The sequence below is a fragment of the Aeromonas bestiarum genome, from assembly GCF_000819745.1.
Lineage (GTDB): Bacteria > Pseudomonadota > Gammaproteobacteria > Enterobacterales > Aeromonadaceae > Aeromonas > Aeromonas bestiarum.
The window spans coordinates 175,816-193,428 of record NZ_CDDA01000030.1 but is presented as its reverse complement, the minus strand read 5'-3'; the positions used below and the strand labels follow the sequence as shown (position 1 = coordinate 193,428).

At 62.4% G+C, this 17,613-nt stretch carries 16 protein-coding genes; 13 read left to right on the top strand and 3 right to left on the bottom strand.

Features of this window, described 5'->3' with window-relative positions:
• Positions 1–11: 11 nt before the first annotated feature.
• Positions 12–1,109, bottom strand: a complete 1,098-nt coding sequence (locus BN1118_RS15965; protein ID WP_043139740.1) for a calcium:cation antiporter — start codon at positions 1,107–1,109, stop codon at positions 12–14.
• A 264-nt stretch (positions 1,110–1,373) separates the two neighbouring features.
• Between BN1118_RS15965 and BN1118_RS15960 the strand changes: the two genes are divergently transcribed.
• Positions 1,374–2,024 (top strand): class I SAM-dependent methyltransferase, encoded by a 651-nt coding sequence (locus BN1118_RS15960; protein ID WP_043557037.1) that lies wholly within the window; start codon positions 1,374–1,376, stop codon positions 2,022–2,024.
• A 15-nt stretch (positions 2,025–2,039) separates the two neighbouring features.
• On the opposite strand, the gene BN1118_RS15955 is transcribed toward BN1118_RS15960, so the two are convergent.
• Positions 2,040–3,569: an EAL domain-containing protein gene (locus tag BN1118_RS15955; protein WP_043139772.1), complete on the bottom strand. Its 1,530-nt coding sequence runs from the start codon at positions 3,567–3,569 to the stop codon at positions 2,040–2,042.
• Between the two features lie 543 nt (positions 3,570–4,112).
• Here BN1118_RS15955 and BN1118_RS15950 point away from each other — a divergent pair.
• Positions 4,113–6,041, top strand: a complete 1,929-nt coding sequence (locus BN1118_RS15950; RefSeq protein WP_043557036.1) for an EAL domain-containing protein — start codon at positions 4,113–4,115, stop codon at positions 6,039–6,041.
• Positions 6,042–6,063: 22 nt separating this feature from the next.
• Here BN1118_RS15950 and BN1118_RS15945 read toward each other — a convergent pair whose 3' ends face one another.
• Positions 6,064–7,011 (bottom strand): 1-aminocyclopropane-1-carboxylate deaminase/D-cysteine desulfhydrase, encoded by a 948-nt coding sequence (locus tag BN1118_RS15945; RefSeq protein ID WP_084214154.1) that lies wholly within the window; start codon positions 7,009–7,011, stop codon positions 6,064–6,066.
• Positions 7,012–7,080: 69 nt separating this feature from the next.
• On the opposite strand from BN1118_RS15945, the gene BN1118_RS15940 reads away from it, so the two are divergent.
• From BN1118_RS15940 to mshB, 11 genes are all read left to right on the top strand, one after another.
• Entirely contained in the window at positions 7,081–7,944 is an 864-nt protein-coding gene (locus tag BN1118_RS15940; RefSeq protein ID WP_043557033.1) for an MSHA biogenesis protein MshI, read from the top strand.
• Entirely contained in the window at positions 7,944–8,537 is a 594-nt protein-coding gene (locus tag BN1118_RS15935; protein ID WP_043557032.1) for a PilN domain-containing protein, read from the top strand. The genes BN1118_RS15940 and BN1118_RS15935 overlap by 1 nt, the downstream gene beginning before the upstream one ends.
• Positions 8,537–9,184, top strand: coding sequence for an MSHA biogenesis protein MshJ (locus BN1118_RS15930; protein ID WP_043557031.1), 648 nt, complete (start codon positions 8,537–8,539; stop codon positions 9,182–9,184). The genes BN1118_RS15935 and BN1118_RS15930 overlap by 1 nt, the downstream gene beginning before the upstream one ends.
• On the top strand, positions 9,177–9,497 hold the full coding sequence (locus tag BN1118_RS15925; RefSeq protein WP_043557030.1) for a SctD/MshK family protein: 321 nt from the start codon (positions 9,177–9,179) through the stop codon (positions 9,495–9,497). The genes BN1118_RS15930 and BN1118_RS15925 overlap by 8 nt, the downstream gene beginning before the upstream one ends.
• A 70-nt stretch (positions 9,498–9,567) precedes the next feature.
• Positions 9,568–11,247, top strand: a complete 1,680-nt coding sequence (mshL, locus tag BN1118_RS15920) for a pilus (MSHA type) biogenesis protein MshL (RefSeq protein WP_043557029.1) — start codon at positions 9,568–9,570, stop codon at positions 11,245–11,247.
• 83 nt (positions 11,248–11,330) lie between these two features.
• Positions 11,331–12,221, top strand: a complete 891-nt coding sequence (locus BN1118_RS15915; protein WP_043557028.1) for an ExeA family protein — start codon at positions 11,331–11,333, stop codon at positions 12,219–12,221.
• Positions 12,218–13,303 carry a tetratricopeptide repeat protein gene (locus BN1118_RS15910; RefSeq protein ID WP_043557027.1) on the top strand — a complete coding sequence of 362 codons (1,086 nt, stop codon included), beginning with the start codon at positions 12,218–12,220 and terminating at the stop codon, positions 13,301–13,303. Before BN1118_RS15915 ends, BN1118_RS15910 begins: the two co-directional genes overlap by 4 nt.
• Before the next feature lie 32 nt (positions 13,304–13,335).
• Positions 13,336–15,045 carry an MSHA fimbrial ATPase MshE gene (gene mshE, locus BN1118_RS15905; RefSeq protein WP_043557026.1) on the top strand — a complete coding sequence of 570 codons (1,710 nt, stop codon included), beginning with the start codon at positions 13,336–13,338 and terminating at the stop codon, positions 15,043–15,045.
• A 68-nt stretch (positions 15,046–15,113) separates the two neighbouring features.
• Positions 15,114–16,334 carry an MSHA fimbrial biogenesis protein MshG gene (gene mshG, locus BN1118_RS15900; protein ID WP_043557025.1) on the top strand — a complete coding sequence of 407 codons (1,221 nt, stop codon included), beginning with the start codon at positions 15,114–15,116 and terminating at the stop codon, positions 16,332–16,334.
• 63 nt (positions 16,335–16,397) lie between these two features.
• A complete protein-coding gene (locus tag BN1118_RS15895; protein WP_043557024.1) occupies positions 16,398–16,859 on the top strand; it encodes a hypothetical protein in 462 nt (153 codons plus the stop codon).
• Between the two features lie 77 nt (positions 16,860–16,936).
• Positions 16,937–17,608, top strand: a complete 672-nt coding sequence (gene mshB / locus BN1118_RS15890) for an MSHA fimbrial major subunit MshB (protein WP_043139708.1) — start codon at positions 16,937–16,939, stop codon at positions 17,606–17,608.
• Positions 17,609–17,613 lie beyond the last annotated feature (5 nt).

Below are 17,613 nucleotides of genomic sequence, written 5' to 3'. Positions count from 1 at the left end.
GGCTTGATCCGTTATTCGTGCTCGAACATCAGGAACAGGTAGACCACGAACAGCACCAGGTGGGTAGCACCGTGCAGCACATTGGTGCGGCCGCTGCTGAAAGTGACCTTGCAGACCATGAGGGTGGTGACGAGCAGCACCATGTCGGCGGCGGAGAGGCCGAGGCGCACCTCCTGGCCCAGCATGGCACCGATGAACAGCACGGCGGGCACTGTCAGGGCTATGGTGGCCAGCACAGAGCCGAAGTAGAGGTTCATGGCGCGCTGCAACTGGTTGTTGAAGGCTGCCTTGATGGCGCCCACGGCTTCCGGTGCGAGCACGATACAGGCCACTATGAAGCCACCCAGCGCAGGCGGCGCAGCCATCACCTTGACCCCGTAGTTGATGGGGATCGCCAGCGTCTTGGCCAGCAGGATCACCACCACCAGATAGGCGAGCAGCAACAGGGTGTGGTAGAGGTTGCTCTGCAGCGGGCCGTGGTGCTCTTCGTAATCCTCGTGGTCGCTGTCGACGAAGAAGTGGCTGTGGCTGCGGGTCTGGATCAGCAGGAAGATACCGTAAAGCAGGATGGAGATGATGATCAGCATCCAGGACATGGGGCTCGACATGCTGCCAATGGTGCCGCCCCGGGTGAAGTTGGGCAGCACCAGACAGAGCAGGGCCAGCGGTATGATGGCCACCAGATAGGATTTGACCCCATCCAGATTGAAGCTCTGGGTGTGGTAGCGCCAGCCGCCGAACAGCAGGGTGAAGCCCACCAGGCCGTTGGTGACCAGCATCACCACGGCAAACATGGTGTCACGGGCCATCACGGGATTGGGGTCGCCGGTCAGCATGACGGAGGAGATCATCACCACTTCCAGCGAGATGACGGAGAGTGTCAGGATAAGGGTGCCGAAGGGTTCACCCAGCTTGATGGCGAGGGCGTCCGAGTGGCGTACCACAGAGAAGATGGCCCAGGTGACGATGGCAAGCAGCGCCGCCGAGACAGGAAGATAAATCGCAAGCGGAGTGGCCTCTGTCAGCAGGTCGCTGCCCAGCGTCTTGAAAAACAGCAGGGTCAGCAGGCCAATGGACAGGGCAATCTCTTGCCGGATAAATGACTTCATAGGCAATGGTTCTCATCTCGGAGCGGCCGGGGCCGACGGGGTATGGAGGCAAAACGGCGCCGCTACGGGTGTGGCGGGCCCGCTAATGATAAAGGGAGTTGTACCGCCAGGGGAAAATCATTTTGTTGCAGGATGTAATCTGCCGCAGCTGCCCCGTCGGGTCGGGATATAGATAGGTATCTGCCCGCTTACTGCGTAGCATGGGGGCATGCCGGTCGAATTCATGCTTCCGTGGATCTGGCGGCATCCTGACCAGGGACTCCCATGTCTGTTGTGCGTCTGCGTTATCACACCATAGAGTTTGGCGAACTCGACATTCACCTGCGCACGTTGCGCGACAACCAGCAGTTCTCCGATGACGAGGGAGAGGCGGAGGCGCTCGGCATCTCCTCTGCGTTCTGGCCGCTGTTTGGCATCGTCTGGGACTCCGGCAATGTGCTGGCCCACCTGATGGTGGAGCACGAGGTGGCGGATCTGCGGATCCTGGAGGTGGGGTGCGGCATAGCCCTGGCGAGTCTGGTGCTCAACCACAGGCTGGCGGACATCACGGCCACCGATTATCACCCGGAGGCGGGGGCCTTTCTGGCTGCCAACGTGCTGCTCAACAAGGGGGCGCTCATCCCCTTCATCCGTACCGGTTGGGAAGATGCCGTCACCGAGCTGGGCCGCTTCGATCTCATCATTGGCAGCGATCTGCTCTATGAACGCGGGCAGGTCGAGACCCTGGCCGGTTTTATCGAGCAGCACGCCAAGTCGCACTGCGAGGTGATCCTGGTGGATCCGGGGCGTGGCCAGCAGGGCCGCTTCAGCAAGCTGATGATGAGCCTTGGCTATGCGCACAGCCAGCACAAGCCGCTGGACGTGAGCTATCTGAGCCAGCCCTTTCGCGGCCAGATACTGCAATACCGGCGTTGACCTTTCTCACCTGCGTCAGCCTTCTCCGGCATGGTTTTGTCGCCATGCCAACAACCAGATCTGCAGCCGGGCCAGGGCCATGGGCCTAGCGTACACATAGCCCTGGATCAGATGCACGCCGTGCTGGCGCAGATACTCGACCTGTTCCCCGGTTTCGACCCCCTCGGCGATCATCTCCATGCCGGATTCGTGGCCGAAGGCGATGATGGAGTCCAGCAGCGTCCGCTTGAGGTCGTCCGTGCCTATGGTGTCGACGAACATCTTGTCGATCTTGATCTGGCGGATGCCGAGTCGCTGCAGGTAGGCGAAGCCGCCATAGCCGGTGCCGAAATCATCCAGCTTGAAGTGATAGCCCAGCTGCTGCAGCGCCGTGATCTCGCCGATCGCCGCCTTGATATCGGTGATCGGCTTGCGTTCGGTCAGCTCGAAGGTGAGCCGGGTCGGTGAGGGCCAGCCGTGTCGCTGCAGCAGGGAGCGCAGATGGGGTTGCTCCAGGTGGGTGGCCACTATGTTGACGCTGACCCACTGCGCCGGCGCCAGCCGCGGAAGATCCGTCATGATCCGCTCCAGCAGCTGTTCCGTCATCGGCAGGATCAGCCCCTGTTCCTCCGCGTAGTCGATGAAGGCACCGGGCGGCACCAGCTCGCGCCCCCGCTGCCAGCGTAGCAGCGCCTCGAAGCCAACCACCTGCTGACTGCGGCTATCCACTATGGGCTGATAGAAGGGGACAAATTCCCGCCGGGCCAGCCCGGCTTGCAGCAACCCCTTGAGAGATCGTCGATAGTTGCGCAGTCCCCAGTAGGCGGCGACCAGCAAAGCCCCCAGCGCACCGCCATACCAGAGCCCATAGTGCCGTGCCTGCTGCCGGGCATAGCGCTCCAGTGCCTGGCCCGCCCATAGGGTCTGTTTGATGTGATTGTTGGGATCAAAGAAGCCCAGACTCTGGCTACTCCCTTCTTCCTTGATGGACGTGCTGCCGCGGGGGAAAACCGGTGTTGCCCCGTCCGGGATCTGTTGGTGAAATTCGAGGTAGAAACAGTCGGAGCAAGGATATTGCAACAGTGCATGGCTCCAGCTGTTGTTCAGCACCCAGTAGGCGGTATTGTTTCCCACCCGGAAATAGGCGACCAGCTCCTGCTCCGTGTTGAAGTAGGCCTTGGTGGCCGCGAGGCCGAACAGCTCCTGACTGGAATAGGGGGGAAGGTCGGCGGCGGTGAAGGGAAGATCCTCACCCAAGCTGGAGCAACCAGCTCCCGAGGCGAGCTTGAGCCCCTGGATCCGGATGTGACGACTGTAGAAACGGGGATCCCGCAACAGCGCCATGTCCTTCTGCCCACAGTCAAACGTGAACTGGGCCAGTTGAACGCGAATGCTATCGTCCAAATCCCGGCGTCGCTCCACCAGTGCGGCCTCTATCTCCTCCCGCTTCTGTTGCAACATATGGTGTGCCAGCGGTTTGCCGAGCAACTGGCTGAGGGGCAGACTCGCCAGCACGGGCAAACAGAACAGCAGCAAACTGATCCAGAGAGGGGAAATTCGTCGCAAGGTACACCTGCCTGATGTGGAGATGGGATGCATATGGGTGGCAATATCATAGATCATTAGCTACATCGATTTGAGCGAGGAAGATCACTCTTCTATCTTAAAAATTAACACATTGATAAATAAGGGTTTTGTGAAAACACATGATGAAGATTCAATCGCTGACCTGTCATAAGTGACAATTGTCCAGCTTATCTGAAATGGCTAGAGTAGCCGTGCGGTTTGACTCACCGTGTGTTCAATACTCCTGTATCTGTTTTTTTGTCAGTAGCACAGAGTGTTAGTTTTGATATGAGTGTTTCTTTCGGTCCCCTTAGTGGGACCATTTTTCTGCCTGAAATTCCCTGATCCCGTCGCCCATCTCCCGTTTCCTGCCCCCGTGGCCATTTTTCATGGCCGGCTTGCCGTCAGGCTTGGTGTTCCGGTGCCCATTTGGTTATGCTCGCCCGCTTAATTCCAGAAGCGGGATCTTCGTCCATAGGCGCGCTTCGGCGTTGGCTGATACGATGAAGCCACATGGATGTTGTCGGGCATACGGAAAGGCACATGAAACTGACCACTCAGCTTGTCTCGTTTATTACCTTGTGCGTGATCGCCGCCATGGCCATGGTGCTGCTCGGCGGGGTATTCAGCTTTCGCGAGCTGGGCATGGAGCTGCAGCAGAAGAAGGTCAACTCCCTGGTCGAGATCATCGACAAGCAGCTGGAAGTGGCCGACGACCACCAGGATCTCACCCGCTGGCTGCCGACCCTGCTGCGTTCGGCCCATGTGGTGGAGCTGGAGATCCGTCAGGGCAAGCAGCGGGTCTACTGGTTTCGCGACGTGCAGCAGCAGACCGACGAGAGCCTGCTGATCTCCTATAGCCAGCCCATCTCCCATCAGGCCGGCATGCAGGCCGACTTCAAACTGGAGCGGCCGTTCAAGGAGTTTGAATACTCCATGCGGGCCATGTCCGGCATCTCCCTCGGCGTCTTCATCGTCATCTTCGGACTCTGGTACTCCATTCGCTGGCTGCGGCTGCAACTGCGGGGCGCCGAGCTGCTGGCCGAGCGCGCCCAGCTGATCCTCGACAACAAGCTTACCAAGCTGGCCCACGATCCGGCCGATGAGTGGCCCGTCTCCGCCAGCCAGGCCCTCGACTATCTGCTGGCCGAGCTGACGGATGCCCGCAAGGAGCGCAGTCGTTTCGACAACTTCATTCGCAGCAACGCCTTCGTCGACAAGATGACCGGCATAGGCAACCGCCTGTTCTTCGACAACCGGCTGGAGAGCGCCATCATGGAGGCGAGCGTGATGAGCGGTGGCGTGCTGCTGATCGAGCTGGCCGGGCTGGAGGATCTGGATCCCGAGCTGAGCGGGCGCCAGAGCCAGGATCTGCTGATGGAGGCGAGCGCCTCCATCACCGCCTTCGTGCGCAAGCACAACGGTGCCCTGCAGGCCCGCTACGCCGGCCAGGTGTTCGCCGTGCTGCTGCCCAACATGTCCGAGAGCGAGATGGTGGACGGTGCGGGTCAGCTGCACAAGAGTCTGCAACGGCTGCACTGGCCCGAGGCGGTCAATGTCGAAACCGCCGTCTACCTCGGCGCCGTTTGCTATCAGGCGCAGGATTCCCTGCTCAAGGTGCAGGAAGAGGCCGAGCTGGCGCTCAAGAGCGCACGGCTGCAGGGACACACCGGCTGGTTCCTCTACGAGAAGCAGCTGGATGAGGAGCAGAGCAGCAAGGGCACGGTACGCTGGCGCACCCTGATCGGCCGTCGCATCGAGGAGCACGGCATCGACTTCTACGTCCAGCCGGTGCAGCAGGAGCGGGATCAGGTGGTGCTGCAGCAGGACTTGTTGATCCGCATTCACGACGAGCAGGGGCGGGAGTTGCAGGCCGGTGTCTTCATGCCCATGGCCGAGAAGGCGGGGCTGCTGTTGCCGCTGGATCGGCTGGTGGCGGAGCAGACCCTGCGACTGCTGCGTCAGCGCTCAGAGCAGAGTTGCCCCATCAGCCTGACCCTCTGCGCCCAGAGCCTGCTGCACCGCGAGTTCCAGCGCTGGCTCTTCTTCGATCTGTTCCAGCTGCCGCGCAGCACCAACGAGCGGCTGGTCCTGCAACTGTCGGAGGCCCAGGTGACCCGCCACTACGAGGCGCTCAAGCGGCCGCTGCGGGCGCTGCGCATGCTGGGTTGCCAGCTGGCCATCGATCACGCCGGTCAGGATGTGGTGAGTACCCAATACATCAAGGAGTTCGAGATCAACTTCCTCAAGCTCCACCCCAGTCTGGTGCGGGAGATCCACACCCGTCAGGTCAACCAGATGGCGGTGCGCAGCCTGGTGGGAGGCTGTGCCAACACCCGTACCCGGGTCATAGCCGTGGGGGTGGAGAGTGGCGACGAGTGGAAGATGCTGCGCCACCTCGGCGTCCATGCCGGGCAGGGGCCCTGGTTCGCCGAGCCGGAGCGGCTGGTGATGGAACCGGCCGGCGCCTGATCCTGTGACCGCAGGGCCGTTTTCAGATCCGGCCCTGTTCTTGCAAACCCGCGAGTCCCTGCATGCCACCCGTGTGGATGAAGACTATCTTGCTGCCGCGGGGGATGCGCCCGGCGGCCAGTTCGCGAAACAGCCCCCACATGGCCTTGCCGCTGTAGATGGGCTCCAGCGGCAGGCTCGTCTCTGCACTGAAGGCTTGCACCCACTGCCAGAGCGCCGGGCTGAATTTGGCATAGCCGCCATCATGGTGATCCAGCGCTATCTGCCAGCCGGGGGTGGTGGCCGCGGCCGGGTGAAGGCGGCACACCTCGTCGGCGATGAAGCTTGCGCCTTTCAGTACCGCGATGGCGAGGATCCGCTCCTGCTCCCGCTTGCCGGCGATGAGGCCCGCCAGGGTGCCGCCGCTGGCGCAGGGCAGCACCCAGAGATCCGGCGAGAAGGGCACCTCGTCGACCAGCTCGGCCACCCCGGGAAGGGCGAGCGGGCTGCTGCCCCCTTCCGGCACTATCAGGGTATCGGGTGCCGCGAACTGGGCCAGCCAGTCCGGATCCTGCCGCCGCCGGTAACTCTGGCGGTCGACAAAAATGAGATCCATGCCCCAGCCTTTTGCCGCGCTCAGGGTGGAATTGCTGGCAGCCTCCGGCTCACCGCGTATGATGCCGGTAGTGTTAAGGCCGGATTGGCACCCTGCCGCCGCTAGTGCATGTATGTGGTTGGAGTAGGCACCACCAAAGGAGATCAGGTGCTTTATGCCCTGCGCCCGGGCGTGTTGCAGCTGGTACTTGAGCTTGCGCCACTTGTTGCCCGAGATGGTCGGGTGGATCAGGTCATCCCGCTTGCACCAGAGCGTGACGCCATGTGCTGTCAGCAGAGGGTGCGAGATGGCCTGGAGCGGCGAGGGAAGCCGGGTCGGCTGCAGGGCAAACACCTGCGAGCGGGTCGAGTTGGGTTGCAATGAGTGATCCATCATTTATCTGGAGGCTAATACCCTGTTTATGCTAAGGTTTAATCCGTTTTATGCAGCCAGGTGCGGGTTTCAATGAAACAACTTTTCAGACGTTCGACCCCGAGCCGTCAGGTAGGGATCCTGCTGGCCAGCGATCGTATCATGCTGGCCTCGTTGGGGCCCCAGCCAGTGTTCGCTACCCGCGCCATCAATGGCCCGCAGGAGTGGTCGCTTGCCATGAGCGAGCTGTTCAGCCGCCATGGCCTCGCCAAGTCTAAGGTGCGGGTCGCCCTCGCCGCCAGCCTTTATCAGCAAGTCCAGATCGACAAGCCCGCCGTGCCCGAGGCCGAAATGGCCGGCGCCCTGCCCTGGGCGGTCAAGGATTACGTCAATGAACCCGTGTTGCAGCTCGCCATGGACTACGTGGATTTGCCCACGCCGCCTGCCGGCCGGCCGCGCATCAGCGTGATCTGCGTGCCCAAGGCGCGGGTGCAGCAACTGGCGGATGCGGTCAACGGCATTGCCAGCCTGGATGCCATCGTCAGCGACGAGCTGGCCATGACGGCGCTCTATGAGGCCGACAACACGGTGCGCATGCTGCTGTGGCAACCCAGGGGGCAGGATCTGCAGTTGCTGGTATTTCATCAGGGCGGCCTCTGCTTCTCCCGCCAGTTGCGCGGCTTCACCGCCCTCACCGGCGAGCATGAGCCGGACAGCATGCTGCTCGACTCCCTGGCGCTGGAGATCCAGCGCTCTCTCGATTACCTGGTGGGCCAGCTCAAGCTGCCTGAGCTGGGTCAGATGCAGCTCGCCATCGCCTCCTCCTTCATCGGCACCCTGGTGCGCCACATGGAGCAGACCTTCGGCTTTGCCGTCTCCGCCATGGCCAACAAGGCGATCCTCTCTGGCGTTGAATATCTCTCGGCCTATGCCGCCGCCCTCGGGGAGGATGCCTGATGAAACGTCAGATCAACCTCTATGGCGCCGAATTTCGCCCCAGACGCCAGTGGGCCAGCCTCAACCAGATGGCGCTGGTGTGGGGTGGCTGTGTGGCATTGCTGCTCTGCATGGCTGCCTTCTACGGCTGGCAGCAGCAAGGGGTCGGCCGTGAGCTGGCGCAGGTGCGCGCGGCGCTGGAGGTCAAGCGGGGCGAGGCCCAGCGGCTGGATGCCGAGCTGACCCGCCACCAGGCCAATACCCTGCTGCAACAGCAGCTTGCCAGCAAGCAGGAAGAACTGACCGCCAAGCAGGGGCTGATGCGCCAGCTGGGCAGTTTGGCGTTGCAAAAATCCCAGGGCTACGCCGGTCTGATGGCCGATCTCTCCCGCATTCGGGACAGGCAGCTCTCCTTGCAGCGGATCGAGATCGCCGAGGGGCGCATCAATCTGTCCGGCTTTGCCGGTCGCAGCCAGGATGTGCCCGCCTGGGTAAACCGTTTCAAGCAGACCCCGTCGCTGGCGGGCAAGCAGTTTGGTGAATTGACCCTGAGCCGTGACAAGGAGGGCCGGCTGGCCTTCCAGCTCAGCGGCATCGAGCGGGAGAAGCCCTGATGAGCCTGAAAGCACAATGGCAGGCATGGGCGGACAAGATTGCCGCCCTCAGCCAGCGCGAGCGGGTATTGATCCTGTTGACCGGTCTGGTGCTGGTCTGTGCCGGCGCCATCTATGGCTGGCTGGATGGCGCCGCCCTGCGGCTGGAGCAGGACAGGGTGGCCTTGACCACGGTCCAGCGGGATCTGGAGATCATGGATCTCGAGAACCTGGGCAAGCAGGCCAGGCTGGCGCGGGATCCCGATCAGAACGTGCGCGAGCAGCTGGTGCGGGTCGAGGGGGATATCGGCAAGCTGGATGCCGAGCTCAAGGCCCAGACGGTGGACCTGATCCAGGCCCACGAGATGCCGGCCGTGCTGGAGGCCCTGCTGTCGCGCTCGGCCAATCTGCACATGCTGGCGCTGACCTCCCTCGCTCCCCAGCCGCTGATGGCGGGGGATCAGCGCATCAACCTGTTCAAGCACGGCATCCGGCTCAAGCTGGAGGGCGGTTACTTCGATGTCTATCAGTACCTGAAGGCGCTGGAGGCGCTGCCCCGCCACTTCTACTGGAAGCAGTTTGACTACCAGGTGCAGGAGCATCCCAAGGCCGTGGTGGAGATGGAAATCTACACCCTGAGCACCAGCAAGGAGTTTATTCGTGGTTAGATGGCTGACGCTATTGTGTTGTCTGCTGGGTCCGGTGGCCCAGGCCGAGGTGCTGCAGGATCCCACGGAACCGCTGGACGGGATGAACAGTCAGGCGGGAGCCACCGCCAGCCAGAGCGCAGGTTTGCCAACATTGCAGAGCGTGATGCTGGGCAATGGCCCTGCACTGGCGGTGCTCAACGGGAAAAGTTACCGGGTGGGCCAGCAGGTCGAGGGATATCGACTGGTGGCCATCAGTGCAGATGCCGTGGTGCTGGAGAAGGGGGGCAAGCGCCAGTCGCTGACCCTGTTCGCCAGCAAGGTCCGCATCTGAACGCGCCCCGCCCGGGATGGGTGGGGCAAGGTTTGTCGAGTTTAATTGCAAGTCAGGGTGCACTCATTACATGAAAAAAAATCATCTCTGCCTGATCTCTGTGGCCGTGCTGGCGGCAGGCTGTACCAGTTACCGGCACCCCGAACCCGTGCAGGCCAAGGACGCACTGAAGCACGCCATGACCGAGCAGAACAAAGTCGGGGCACTGGCGACCGTGCCCAAGTCGGTACAGAGCGAACTGCTGCAGATGAACCGGCCGCCCCAGGCCCTCAGCATGCCGGAACAGCGGTTGCGCATCGCCGCCCACGATGTGGATGCGGTGGAGTTTTTCGGTTCCCTGTTCAAGGGTTCCCGCTACAGCGTGGCCGTGCATCCCGGCGTGGCCGGCCAGATCTCCGTCGAGCTCAAGGACGTGACCCTGCCCGAGGTGCTGGCGGTGGTGGGTGACATGTATGGCTTCGATGTGCAGCGCAAGGGCAATGTGTTCCACGTCTATCCGGCTGGGCTGCGCACCGAAACCATACCGGTCAACTACCTGATGATGTCCCGTCGTGGCCTGTCCCGTACCTCGGTCAGCACGGGCGGGGTGACGGCCAACGACAGCAACAACAGCAATAACAGCAGCTTCGACAACGCCAACGGCGGCAGTAACAACAGCAGTAGCAGCAATGCCTCCAACGGCAATGCCAGTTCCAATAACAGTAACGGCACCCGCATAGAGACAGACACCAACAGCGACTACTGGACCGATCTGCGCACCTCGCTGGAGATGCTGATCGGCAGTGGCGATGGTCGTGCCGTCATCACCAGCCCGCAGGCGGGTCTGGTCACCATCCGCGCCTATCCGAAAGAGCTCAAAGCTGTGCGCGAATTCCTCAGCCAGTCCGAGACCCACCTCAAGCGCCAGGTGGTGCTGGAGGCGCGCATTCTGGAAGTGGCCCTCAACGAGGGTTACGAGCAGGGGGTGGACTGGAGCGGCCTCTCTGCCAGCTGGGATGGCAACAAGGGGATCACTGGTGGCGGTTCGGCAGCGTCTTCCCAACTGCCCACCACACCCAACCAGATCTTCAGCGCGCTGGGGGGCGGGGCCGGTTTCAAGATCTCCGACGGCAACTTCAACGTGGCGGTCAACCTGCTCAAGACCCAGGGCGATGTGAATACCCTCTCCAGCCCGCGCGTCACCGCCACCAACAACCAGAAGGCGGTGATCAAGGTGGGGACGGATGAATATTTCGTCACCAATGCCTCCACCACCATCACTACCAACTCGTCTGGCGTCTCGGATAAAACGCCAAACGTGGAGCTGACCCCCTTCTTCTCCGGCATAGCGCTAGACGTGACGCCGCAGATAGACGAAGAGGGCAAGGTGCTGCTGCACATCCACCCCTCCGTCATCGATACCGAAGAGCAGAACAAGGTGATCGACATGGGCACCACAGGCGGCAAGCTGGAACTGCCGCTGGCCAAGAGCTCGATCCGCGAGTCCGATACAGTGGTGCAGGCCAACAACGGCGACATCATAGTCATCGGCGGCCTGATGAAGACCGACAAGCAGGAGATCGTCAGCAAGGTGCCGCTGCTGGGGGACATCCCCTGGATTGGCGAGGCCTTCACCAACCGGCGCGAGAGCACCAAGAAGGTGGAGCTGGTGATCCTGCTCAAGCCGACCGTGGTGGAGAAGGACACCTGGCAGAACGAACTGCAGCGCTCCTCCGATCTGCTCGACAAGTGGTATCCGCCCAAGGGCTAAGCCATGACACAGCACGCGGTTGGCCTTGTTCCATGCGGCCTGTGGCTCGGTGCCACGGCAGGCCCCCAGGCCGGTGACGACTCATGTACCTGAACCACTTCGGTTTGCAGGAGGTGCCATTCGGCCTCACCCCCAACACAGGTTTTTACTACGGGCTGCCTCCCCATGAGGAGGCGCTGCAGGTTCTTAATTGGGCCTTGATGCAGGGGGAGGGCTTTATCAAAGTGACCGGCGAGGTCGGCACCGGCAAGACGCTGCTCTGTCGCAAGCTGTTGAGCGAGCTGGGCTCGGAGGCCTGTCCTGTGCGCCTGGCCTGGCTGCCCAACCCGCACCTCAGCCCGGCCGAGCTGCGCACCGCGCTGGCCCTGGAGCTGGGGTTGTCGGTGCGCGAAGGCAACGAGCTGGATCTGACGGATCGCATTCATCGCCACCTCATAGGCCTGCATCAGCAGGGCAGCCGGGTGGTGGTGCTTATTGACGAGGCGCAGGCCCTGCCGGACGAGACCCTGGAGGCGATCCGGTTGTTCGGCAACCTGGAGACCGAGTCGAGCAAGCTGCTGCAGATAGTGCTGTTCGGCCAGCCCGAGCTGGACACCAGGCTGGCCAAACCCCATTTGCGCCAGTTGCGCCAGCGGATCGGTTTCTCCTACTGCCTGCGGCCGCTGCGCTTTGACGAGACCCGCGCCTATCTGGAGCACAGATTGCAGGTCTCGGGTTATCGCGGGGCCCCGCTGTTCGGTGGCCGCGCCATGCGTCTGCTGTGGCGTGCTTCCCGTGGCATACCGCGACTCATCAACATATTGGCGCAGAAGTGCCTGATGCTGGCCTATGGCCGGGGTGAGCGCCAGATCGATGCCGGTCTGGTGCACCTCGCCATTCGCGATACCGACGATGCCAGTCGCCCCGGTCGAGGGCGCTGGTGGCCACTGTTACTACTGCTGGGGTGTGCCCTGGCCTATGGAGTCTGGCCATGAGCGTGATCAACCAGATGCTCAAGGATCTGGAACAGCGTCAGCAGGGGGGCGAGGGGGCAGTCTATGTGCCTCCCGTGCGGCAGCAGGGCTGGTGGATGCTGGTGCTGACCCTGATCTGCGGCCTGGCACTCGGCATTCTCGGCTGGCGGACCTGGATCTACTGGCAGCAGAGCCAGCGGGTTGCACCGCAGAGTCTGGCGCAGGCGGCCAGCGAACCCGGGCCTGATGCGGTTGCCCGCGCCGTGCCCATCAGGCCGACGGACGAGGAGCAGGAGCCGGTGGATCTGGTGGTGGCCTTGCCCACCCCGGGCGCCAGGTCCGAGCCCCACGCTGCCGCTGACCCCGAGCCAGCGGCGGAAGATCAGGACGAAACCGGTTATGACGCTGTGCCCCCGAGCGATGAGGCGCTGCAGCCCGATCTCTATGCCGAGCTGGAAGCGGAACAAGAGGCGGTGGCCCCGCCGCCGCGCAAACCGGGCGTGCTGAAGATAGAGACGGTGAACCTCTCCGAGGCCGAGCTGGCGACCCTGGCCGAGCGCAAGGCCACCACCGCCATGGCCAGGGGGCAACTGCGCGATGCCCAGGACAACTACTATCAGGTGCTGGCCCACGACCCGCACAATCAGGGCGCCCGTGAACAACTGGCGGGTCTGCTTTATGGCGAGGGTCGGCTGAGCGAGGCCACCCAACTGCTGGAAGAGGGGATCCGGCTAGATCCCACACAGGCGGATTTTCGGTTGTTGCTGGCGCGGCTTGCTATCAGCAGCGGCGATCAGCTCAAGGCGCTCGGCTGGTTGACCGGTTATCAACCTGATTTGGCCAGCAATCTGGATTATTACGCCACCTGGGCCGGCCTGACCCAGGAGCTGGGCCGTAACGCCGAGGCGGCCGAGATTTATGTGACCTTGCTGCGTCAGCAGCCGGATCAGGGCCGCTGGTGGCTCGGGCTCGGCGTGGCCGAAGATGGCCAGGGTCACAGCCAGCGGGCGCTCGACGCCTATCGCAACGCCCAGCTGCACGGCAACCTCGGCGAGGCATCGGCCAGCTGGATTGAACAGCGAATTGCCCAGCTTGCCCCCTGACGGGCGAGACGGTTAACTTTTTTGGAGTTTGCATGGCACAACCCAGACTGAAAATGCGCCTCGGCGACCTGTTGGTGCAAGAGCAGATCATCTCGGATGATCAGCTGCAGCTTGCCCTGCAGCAGCAGCGTCAGACCGGCCGCAAGCTGGGCACCACCCTGATCGATCTCGGCTTCATCAGTGAGGTACAGCTGTTGCAATTTCTTGCCCGCCAGCTGGACGTGCCCTTCTTCGATCTCAACAACCTCACCATAGACGCCTCGGCGGTGCCGTTGCTGCCCGAAGTACAGGCACGTCGCTATCGCGCGCTGGCGGTCAACCTCACCGACAACCGGGTGACTGTGGCCATGTCGGATCCGGCGGACTTGAGCGCCCTCGACGCCATCGCGGCGCTGCTGCGCCCAAGGGAGATGGTGCTGGCAGTGGCGCGGGAAGGCCAGCTGCTGGAGTATTTCGACCGCCTCTATCGTCGTACCCGCGAGATCGAGAGCTTCGCCGAACAGCTGCACGAGGAGTATCAGGATACCGGCTTCGAGCTGGGCTCCAGCAATCTGGGGGCCAACGACGAGGGGGAGGCGACGGTCGCCAAGCTGCTGCGCTCCCTGTTCGAGGACGCAGTGCAGGTAGGGGCCTCCGATATCCACATAGAGCCGGATGAGAAGGTGCTGCGCATTCGCCAGCGGATCGACGGCATCTTGCACGAGAATATCCTGAACGAGGTGCGCATCGCCCAGGCGCTAGTGCTGCGCCTGAAACTGGTGGCAGGACTCGACATCTCCGAGAAGCGGCTGCCCCAGGATGGCCGCTTCAACATGAAGGTGCGCGGCCGGGACGTGGATGTGCGTATGTCCACCATGCCGGTGCAGTACGGCGAGTCGGTGGTGATGCGTCTGCTGGATCAATCCTCCGGCATACTGTCGCTGAGCGAGACCGGCATGCCGCCGGAGATCCTGACCCGTTTCCGTCGTCAGCTCAAACGCCCCCACGGCATGATATTGGTGACGGGCCCGACCGGGAGCGGCAAGACCACCACCCTCTACGGCGCCCTTTCAGAGCTCAATCAGGCCAGCCACAAGATCATCACGGTGGAGGATCCGGTGGAATACCGGCTACCCAGGGTCAACCAGGTGCAGGTGAACCCCAAGATTGGCCTCACCTTCTCCCACGTGCTGCGTTCCACCCTGCGCCAGGATCCGGACATACTGCTGGTGGGCGAGATGCGGGACAACGAAACGGTGGAGATAGGCCTGCGTGGCGCCATCACCGGCCACCTGGTGCTCACCACACTGCACACCAACGATGCGGTCACCAGCGCCTTGCGCCTCATCGACATGGGCGCGCCTGGCTATCTGGTGGCGAGTGCGCTGCGGGCCGTGGTGGCCCAGCGGCTGGTGCGACGGGTGTGCGAGCACTGCGTCGAGGAGAGGGCGCCGGACGAGGGGCAGGCCACCTGGTTGACAGTGCTCTCCGGGGAGGCGCCCGGTCAGCATGTCTATCACAAGGGGCGTGGCTGCCAGAGCTGCAACTTCACCGGTTACTCTGGCCGGATCGGGGTCTACGAGCTGCTGGAGCTGGATCAACCCATGATGGATGCCCTGCGCCGCAACGATGCCGAGGGCTTCGCCAAGGCGGCGCGCCAACATGAACACTACCGGCCGCTTGCCCTGACAGCGCTGGATTATGCCCGACAGGGGATCACCTCGGTGGACGAGGTGCTGCGGTTGGCCGAGGATCTGGGGTAAGCCATGACTCACTTCAACGCCAACACCCGTGCTGGTTGCCATGACGCTGTCGGTCAGGGACATTCCTCATGAGTACCTTTGCCTACAAGGGGCGCGACAGCCAGGGCAATGCCGTCAACGGCGTGGTGGACGCCGCCAACGAGATGGCGGCGGCCGAGCAGCTGATGCGCCGCGGCGTGATGCCAACCGAACTCAAGCCGGGCAAGGCGAAATCCGCTGCCATTGACTGGTCGCTGCTGCTGGAAGGGGGCGTCAAGCTGGATGAACTGGTGGTGTTCAGCCGCCAGATGTACGCCCTGACCCGGGCGGGGATCCCCATACTGCGTGCCATCGCCGGGTTGGAGGAGAGCGCCCACAGCAAGCCGCTCAAGCGAGCGCTGCACGCGCTGGGGGAAGATCTTGGCAACGGCCGGCCGCTGTCGAGCTCGATGCAGGCCCACCCCAAGGTATTCGGCAGCCTGTTCGTCGCCATTATTCACGTGGGCGAGAACACGGGTCAGCTGGAAGAGGCCTTCTTGCAGCTCGCCAACTATTTCGATCTGGAGCTGGAGACCCGCAAGCGGATCAAGACCGCCATGCGCTACCCCAGCTTCGTGCTGGTGGCCATCGGCATCGCCATGGTGATCCTCAATATCATGGTGATCCCGGTCTTCGCCGGCATGTTTGCCAAGTTCGGCGTCGAGTTGCCGTTGGCGACCCGGATCCTGCTCGCCACCTCCCACTTCTTCGTCCACTACTGGTGGCTGCTGCTCGGCATGCTGCTGGCCATGGTGTTTGGCTGGCGCCGCTGGGTGAGCACGGTCAAGGGCAAGCTGACCTGGCACAGATGGCAACTCAGGCTGCCCATCGTCGGCACCATCATAGAGCGCTCCCTGCTGGCCCGCTTCGCCCGCAGTTTCTCCATGATGCTCAAGGCCGGGGTGCCGCTCAATACGGCGCTGACCCTGGTCGCCGATGCGGTGGACAACGCCTGGATGGCGGGCCAGATCCGCGACATGCGGGCCGGTATCGAACGGGGTGAGAGTCTGCTGCGCACCGCCGGCAGCAGCGGCCTGTTTACCCCCCTGGTGATGCAGATGATCGCGGTGGGGGAAGAGACGGGGCAGGTCGACGATCTGCTGCACGAGGCCGCCGAGTATTACGAGCGGGAGGTGGACTATGACCTCAAGAGCCTGACCGCCCGTATCGAGCCCATCCTGATCGGCATAGTCGCCGTCATGGTGCTGGTGCTGGCGCTCGGTATCTTCACGCCCATGTGGGACATGATGCGGGCCGTGCGTGGCAAGTAAACAGGCAGCTTTACCGTCAGTGATGCGGGGAGTGGATAAGCGGCAAGATGTGGAGCGAAACGGGTGAGCAGACAGTCACAACAGGATGATCGCTGGCTGGGGGGATATAGACGGATGGCCGTGCTGATCTTGCTGCTGATCATAGTGGCGACCCTGGCCCAGAGCTATCGCACCCACAGAGCGGAGGCGCTGGCCCTCAGCCTGGCCCTGCTGGGGGAACAGTTTGCCGAGCGGGCACAAAGGTTGCACGGGCTCTGGCTGGATCAGCGCCGTCCCACGAGTCTGTTCGCCGATGGTCTGGCCTGGCAGTTCGATGACAGGGGTTGGCCGATCGGGGCCGGATCCCCGCTGGCGCCCTCGGAAAATTGCCGCCAGCTCTGGTTGTCGATCATAGGTGCACAGAGCCAGGATCTGCCGCCGCTGCAAGCGCTGGCGAGCCGCGATGGCGGGGGATGCGAGTTCGGTTGGGAAGATAATTGGCTGATTTATCAATTTTCTGATGGCAGAGTGCAACAAAAGCCTTGAATGAGGCCGATTGTGTGGCTCAGTTAAATGATTTTTTTATATCTGCATGAAATAATGCGGGTTATTACGGAGGGACCATGGCAACAAATCGAATGGCACCAACACATCCCGGGTTGGTGATGACGTCTCGGGCGGCGGGTTTCTCGTTGATCGAACTGGTGATCGTCATCGTTATCCTGGGGATCCTGGCGGTGACCGCCTTGCCTCGCTTCCTCGATGTGACCGACGAGGCCAAGAAGGCCAGCGTGGAAGGGGTCTCCGGCGGCTTTGCCACCGGCGTTTCCCTGGTGCGGGCCCAGTGGGAGGCGGAGGGACGTGCCAAGCAGGACAGCCTCAATACTGTGCTGTATGACGGTTCCCGCTTCTATCTGACCACGCCGACCGAGACCCAGGTCAGCAATGGCGAGCTCTCCCCCGGTTATCCAATGGATACCTCGGCGGGTGGCGGTATCGATGTGGACCCGGCCAACCTGACGGCCCCGCGCTGTCTCAAGATTTGGGAGGGTCTGTTGCAGAACCCGCCCAAGGCTACTGCCAGCTTTAACGAGGTGCGCGGTAGCGGCAATGACCTGAAATACTATGTCAGTGTGACCAATAACGGCCTGGACTCAGTCTGCCGCTACTATCTGGTCAATAGTTTGAGTAAGGGTAGTGATGGCAAGTATCAGGATCCGCAAGGCAGTACTGATGCATTCATGAGTTTCAGTTACCGTCCGGCTTCCGGTCAGGTGACCACCAATATCAATTGACAGAG

Bases quoted from the DNA above. Each gene is read 5' to 3' on its own strand.
- BN1118_RS15965 (WP_043139740.1), bottom strand. From the start codon at position 1,109: ATGAAGTCATTTATCCGGCAAGAGATTGCCCTGTCCATTGGCCTGCTG.
- BN1118_RS15960 (WP_043557037.1), top strand. From the start codon at position 1,374: ATGTCTGTTGTGCGTCTGCGTTATCACACCATAGAGTTTGGCGAACTC.
- BN1118_RS15950 (WP_043557036.1), top strand. From the start codon at position 4,113: ATGAAACTGACCACTCAGCTTGTCTCGTTTATTACCTTGTGCGTGATC.
- BN1118_RS15945 (WP_084214154.1), bottom strand. From the start codon at position 7,011: ATGATGGATCACTCATTGCAACCCAACTCGACCCGCTCGCAGGTGTTT.
- BN1118_RS15940 (WP_043557033.1), top strand. From the start codon at position 7,081: ATGAAACAACTTTTCAGACGTTCGACCCCGAGCCGTCAGGTAGGGATC.
- BN1118_RS15935 (WP_043557032.1), top strand. From the start codon at position 7,944: ATGAAACGTCAGATCAACCTCTATGGCGCCGAATTTCGCCCCAGACGC.
- BN1118_RS15930 (WP_043557031.1), top strand. From the start codon at position 8,537: ATGAGCCTGAAAGCACAATGGCAGGCATGGGCGGACAAGATTGCCGCC.
- mshL (WP_043557029.1), top strand. From the start codon at position 9,568: ATGAAAAAAAATCATCTCTGCCTGATCTCTGTGGCCGTGCTGGCGGCA.
- BN1118_RS15915 (WP_043557028.1), top strand. From the start codon at position 11,331: ATGTACCTGAACCACTTCGGTTTGCAGGAGGTGCCATTCGGCCTCACC.
- BN1118_RS15910 (WP_043557027.1), top strand. From the start codon at position 12,218: ATGAGCGTGATCAACCAGATGCTCAAGGATCTGGAACAGCGTCAGCAG.
- mshE (WP_043557026.1), top strand. From the start codon at position 13,336: ATGGCACAACCCAGACTGAAAATGCGCCTCGGCGACCTGTTGGTGCAA.
- mshG (WP_043557025.1), top strand. From the start codon at position 15,114: ATGAGTACCTTTGCCTACAAGGGGCGCGACAGCCAGGGCAATGCCGTC.
- mshB (WP_043139708.1), top strand. From the start codon at position 16,937: ATGGCAACAAATCGAATGGCACCAACACATCCCGGGTTGGTGATGACG.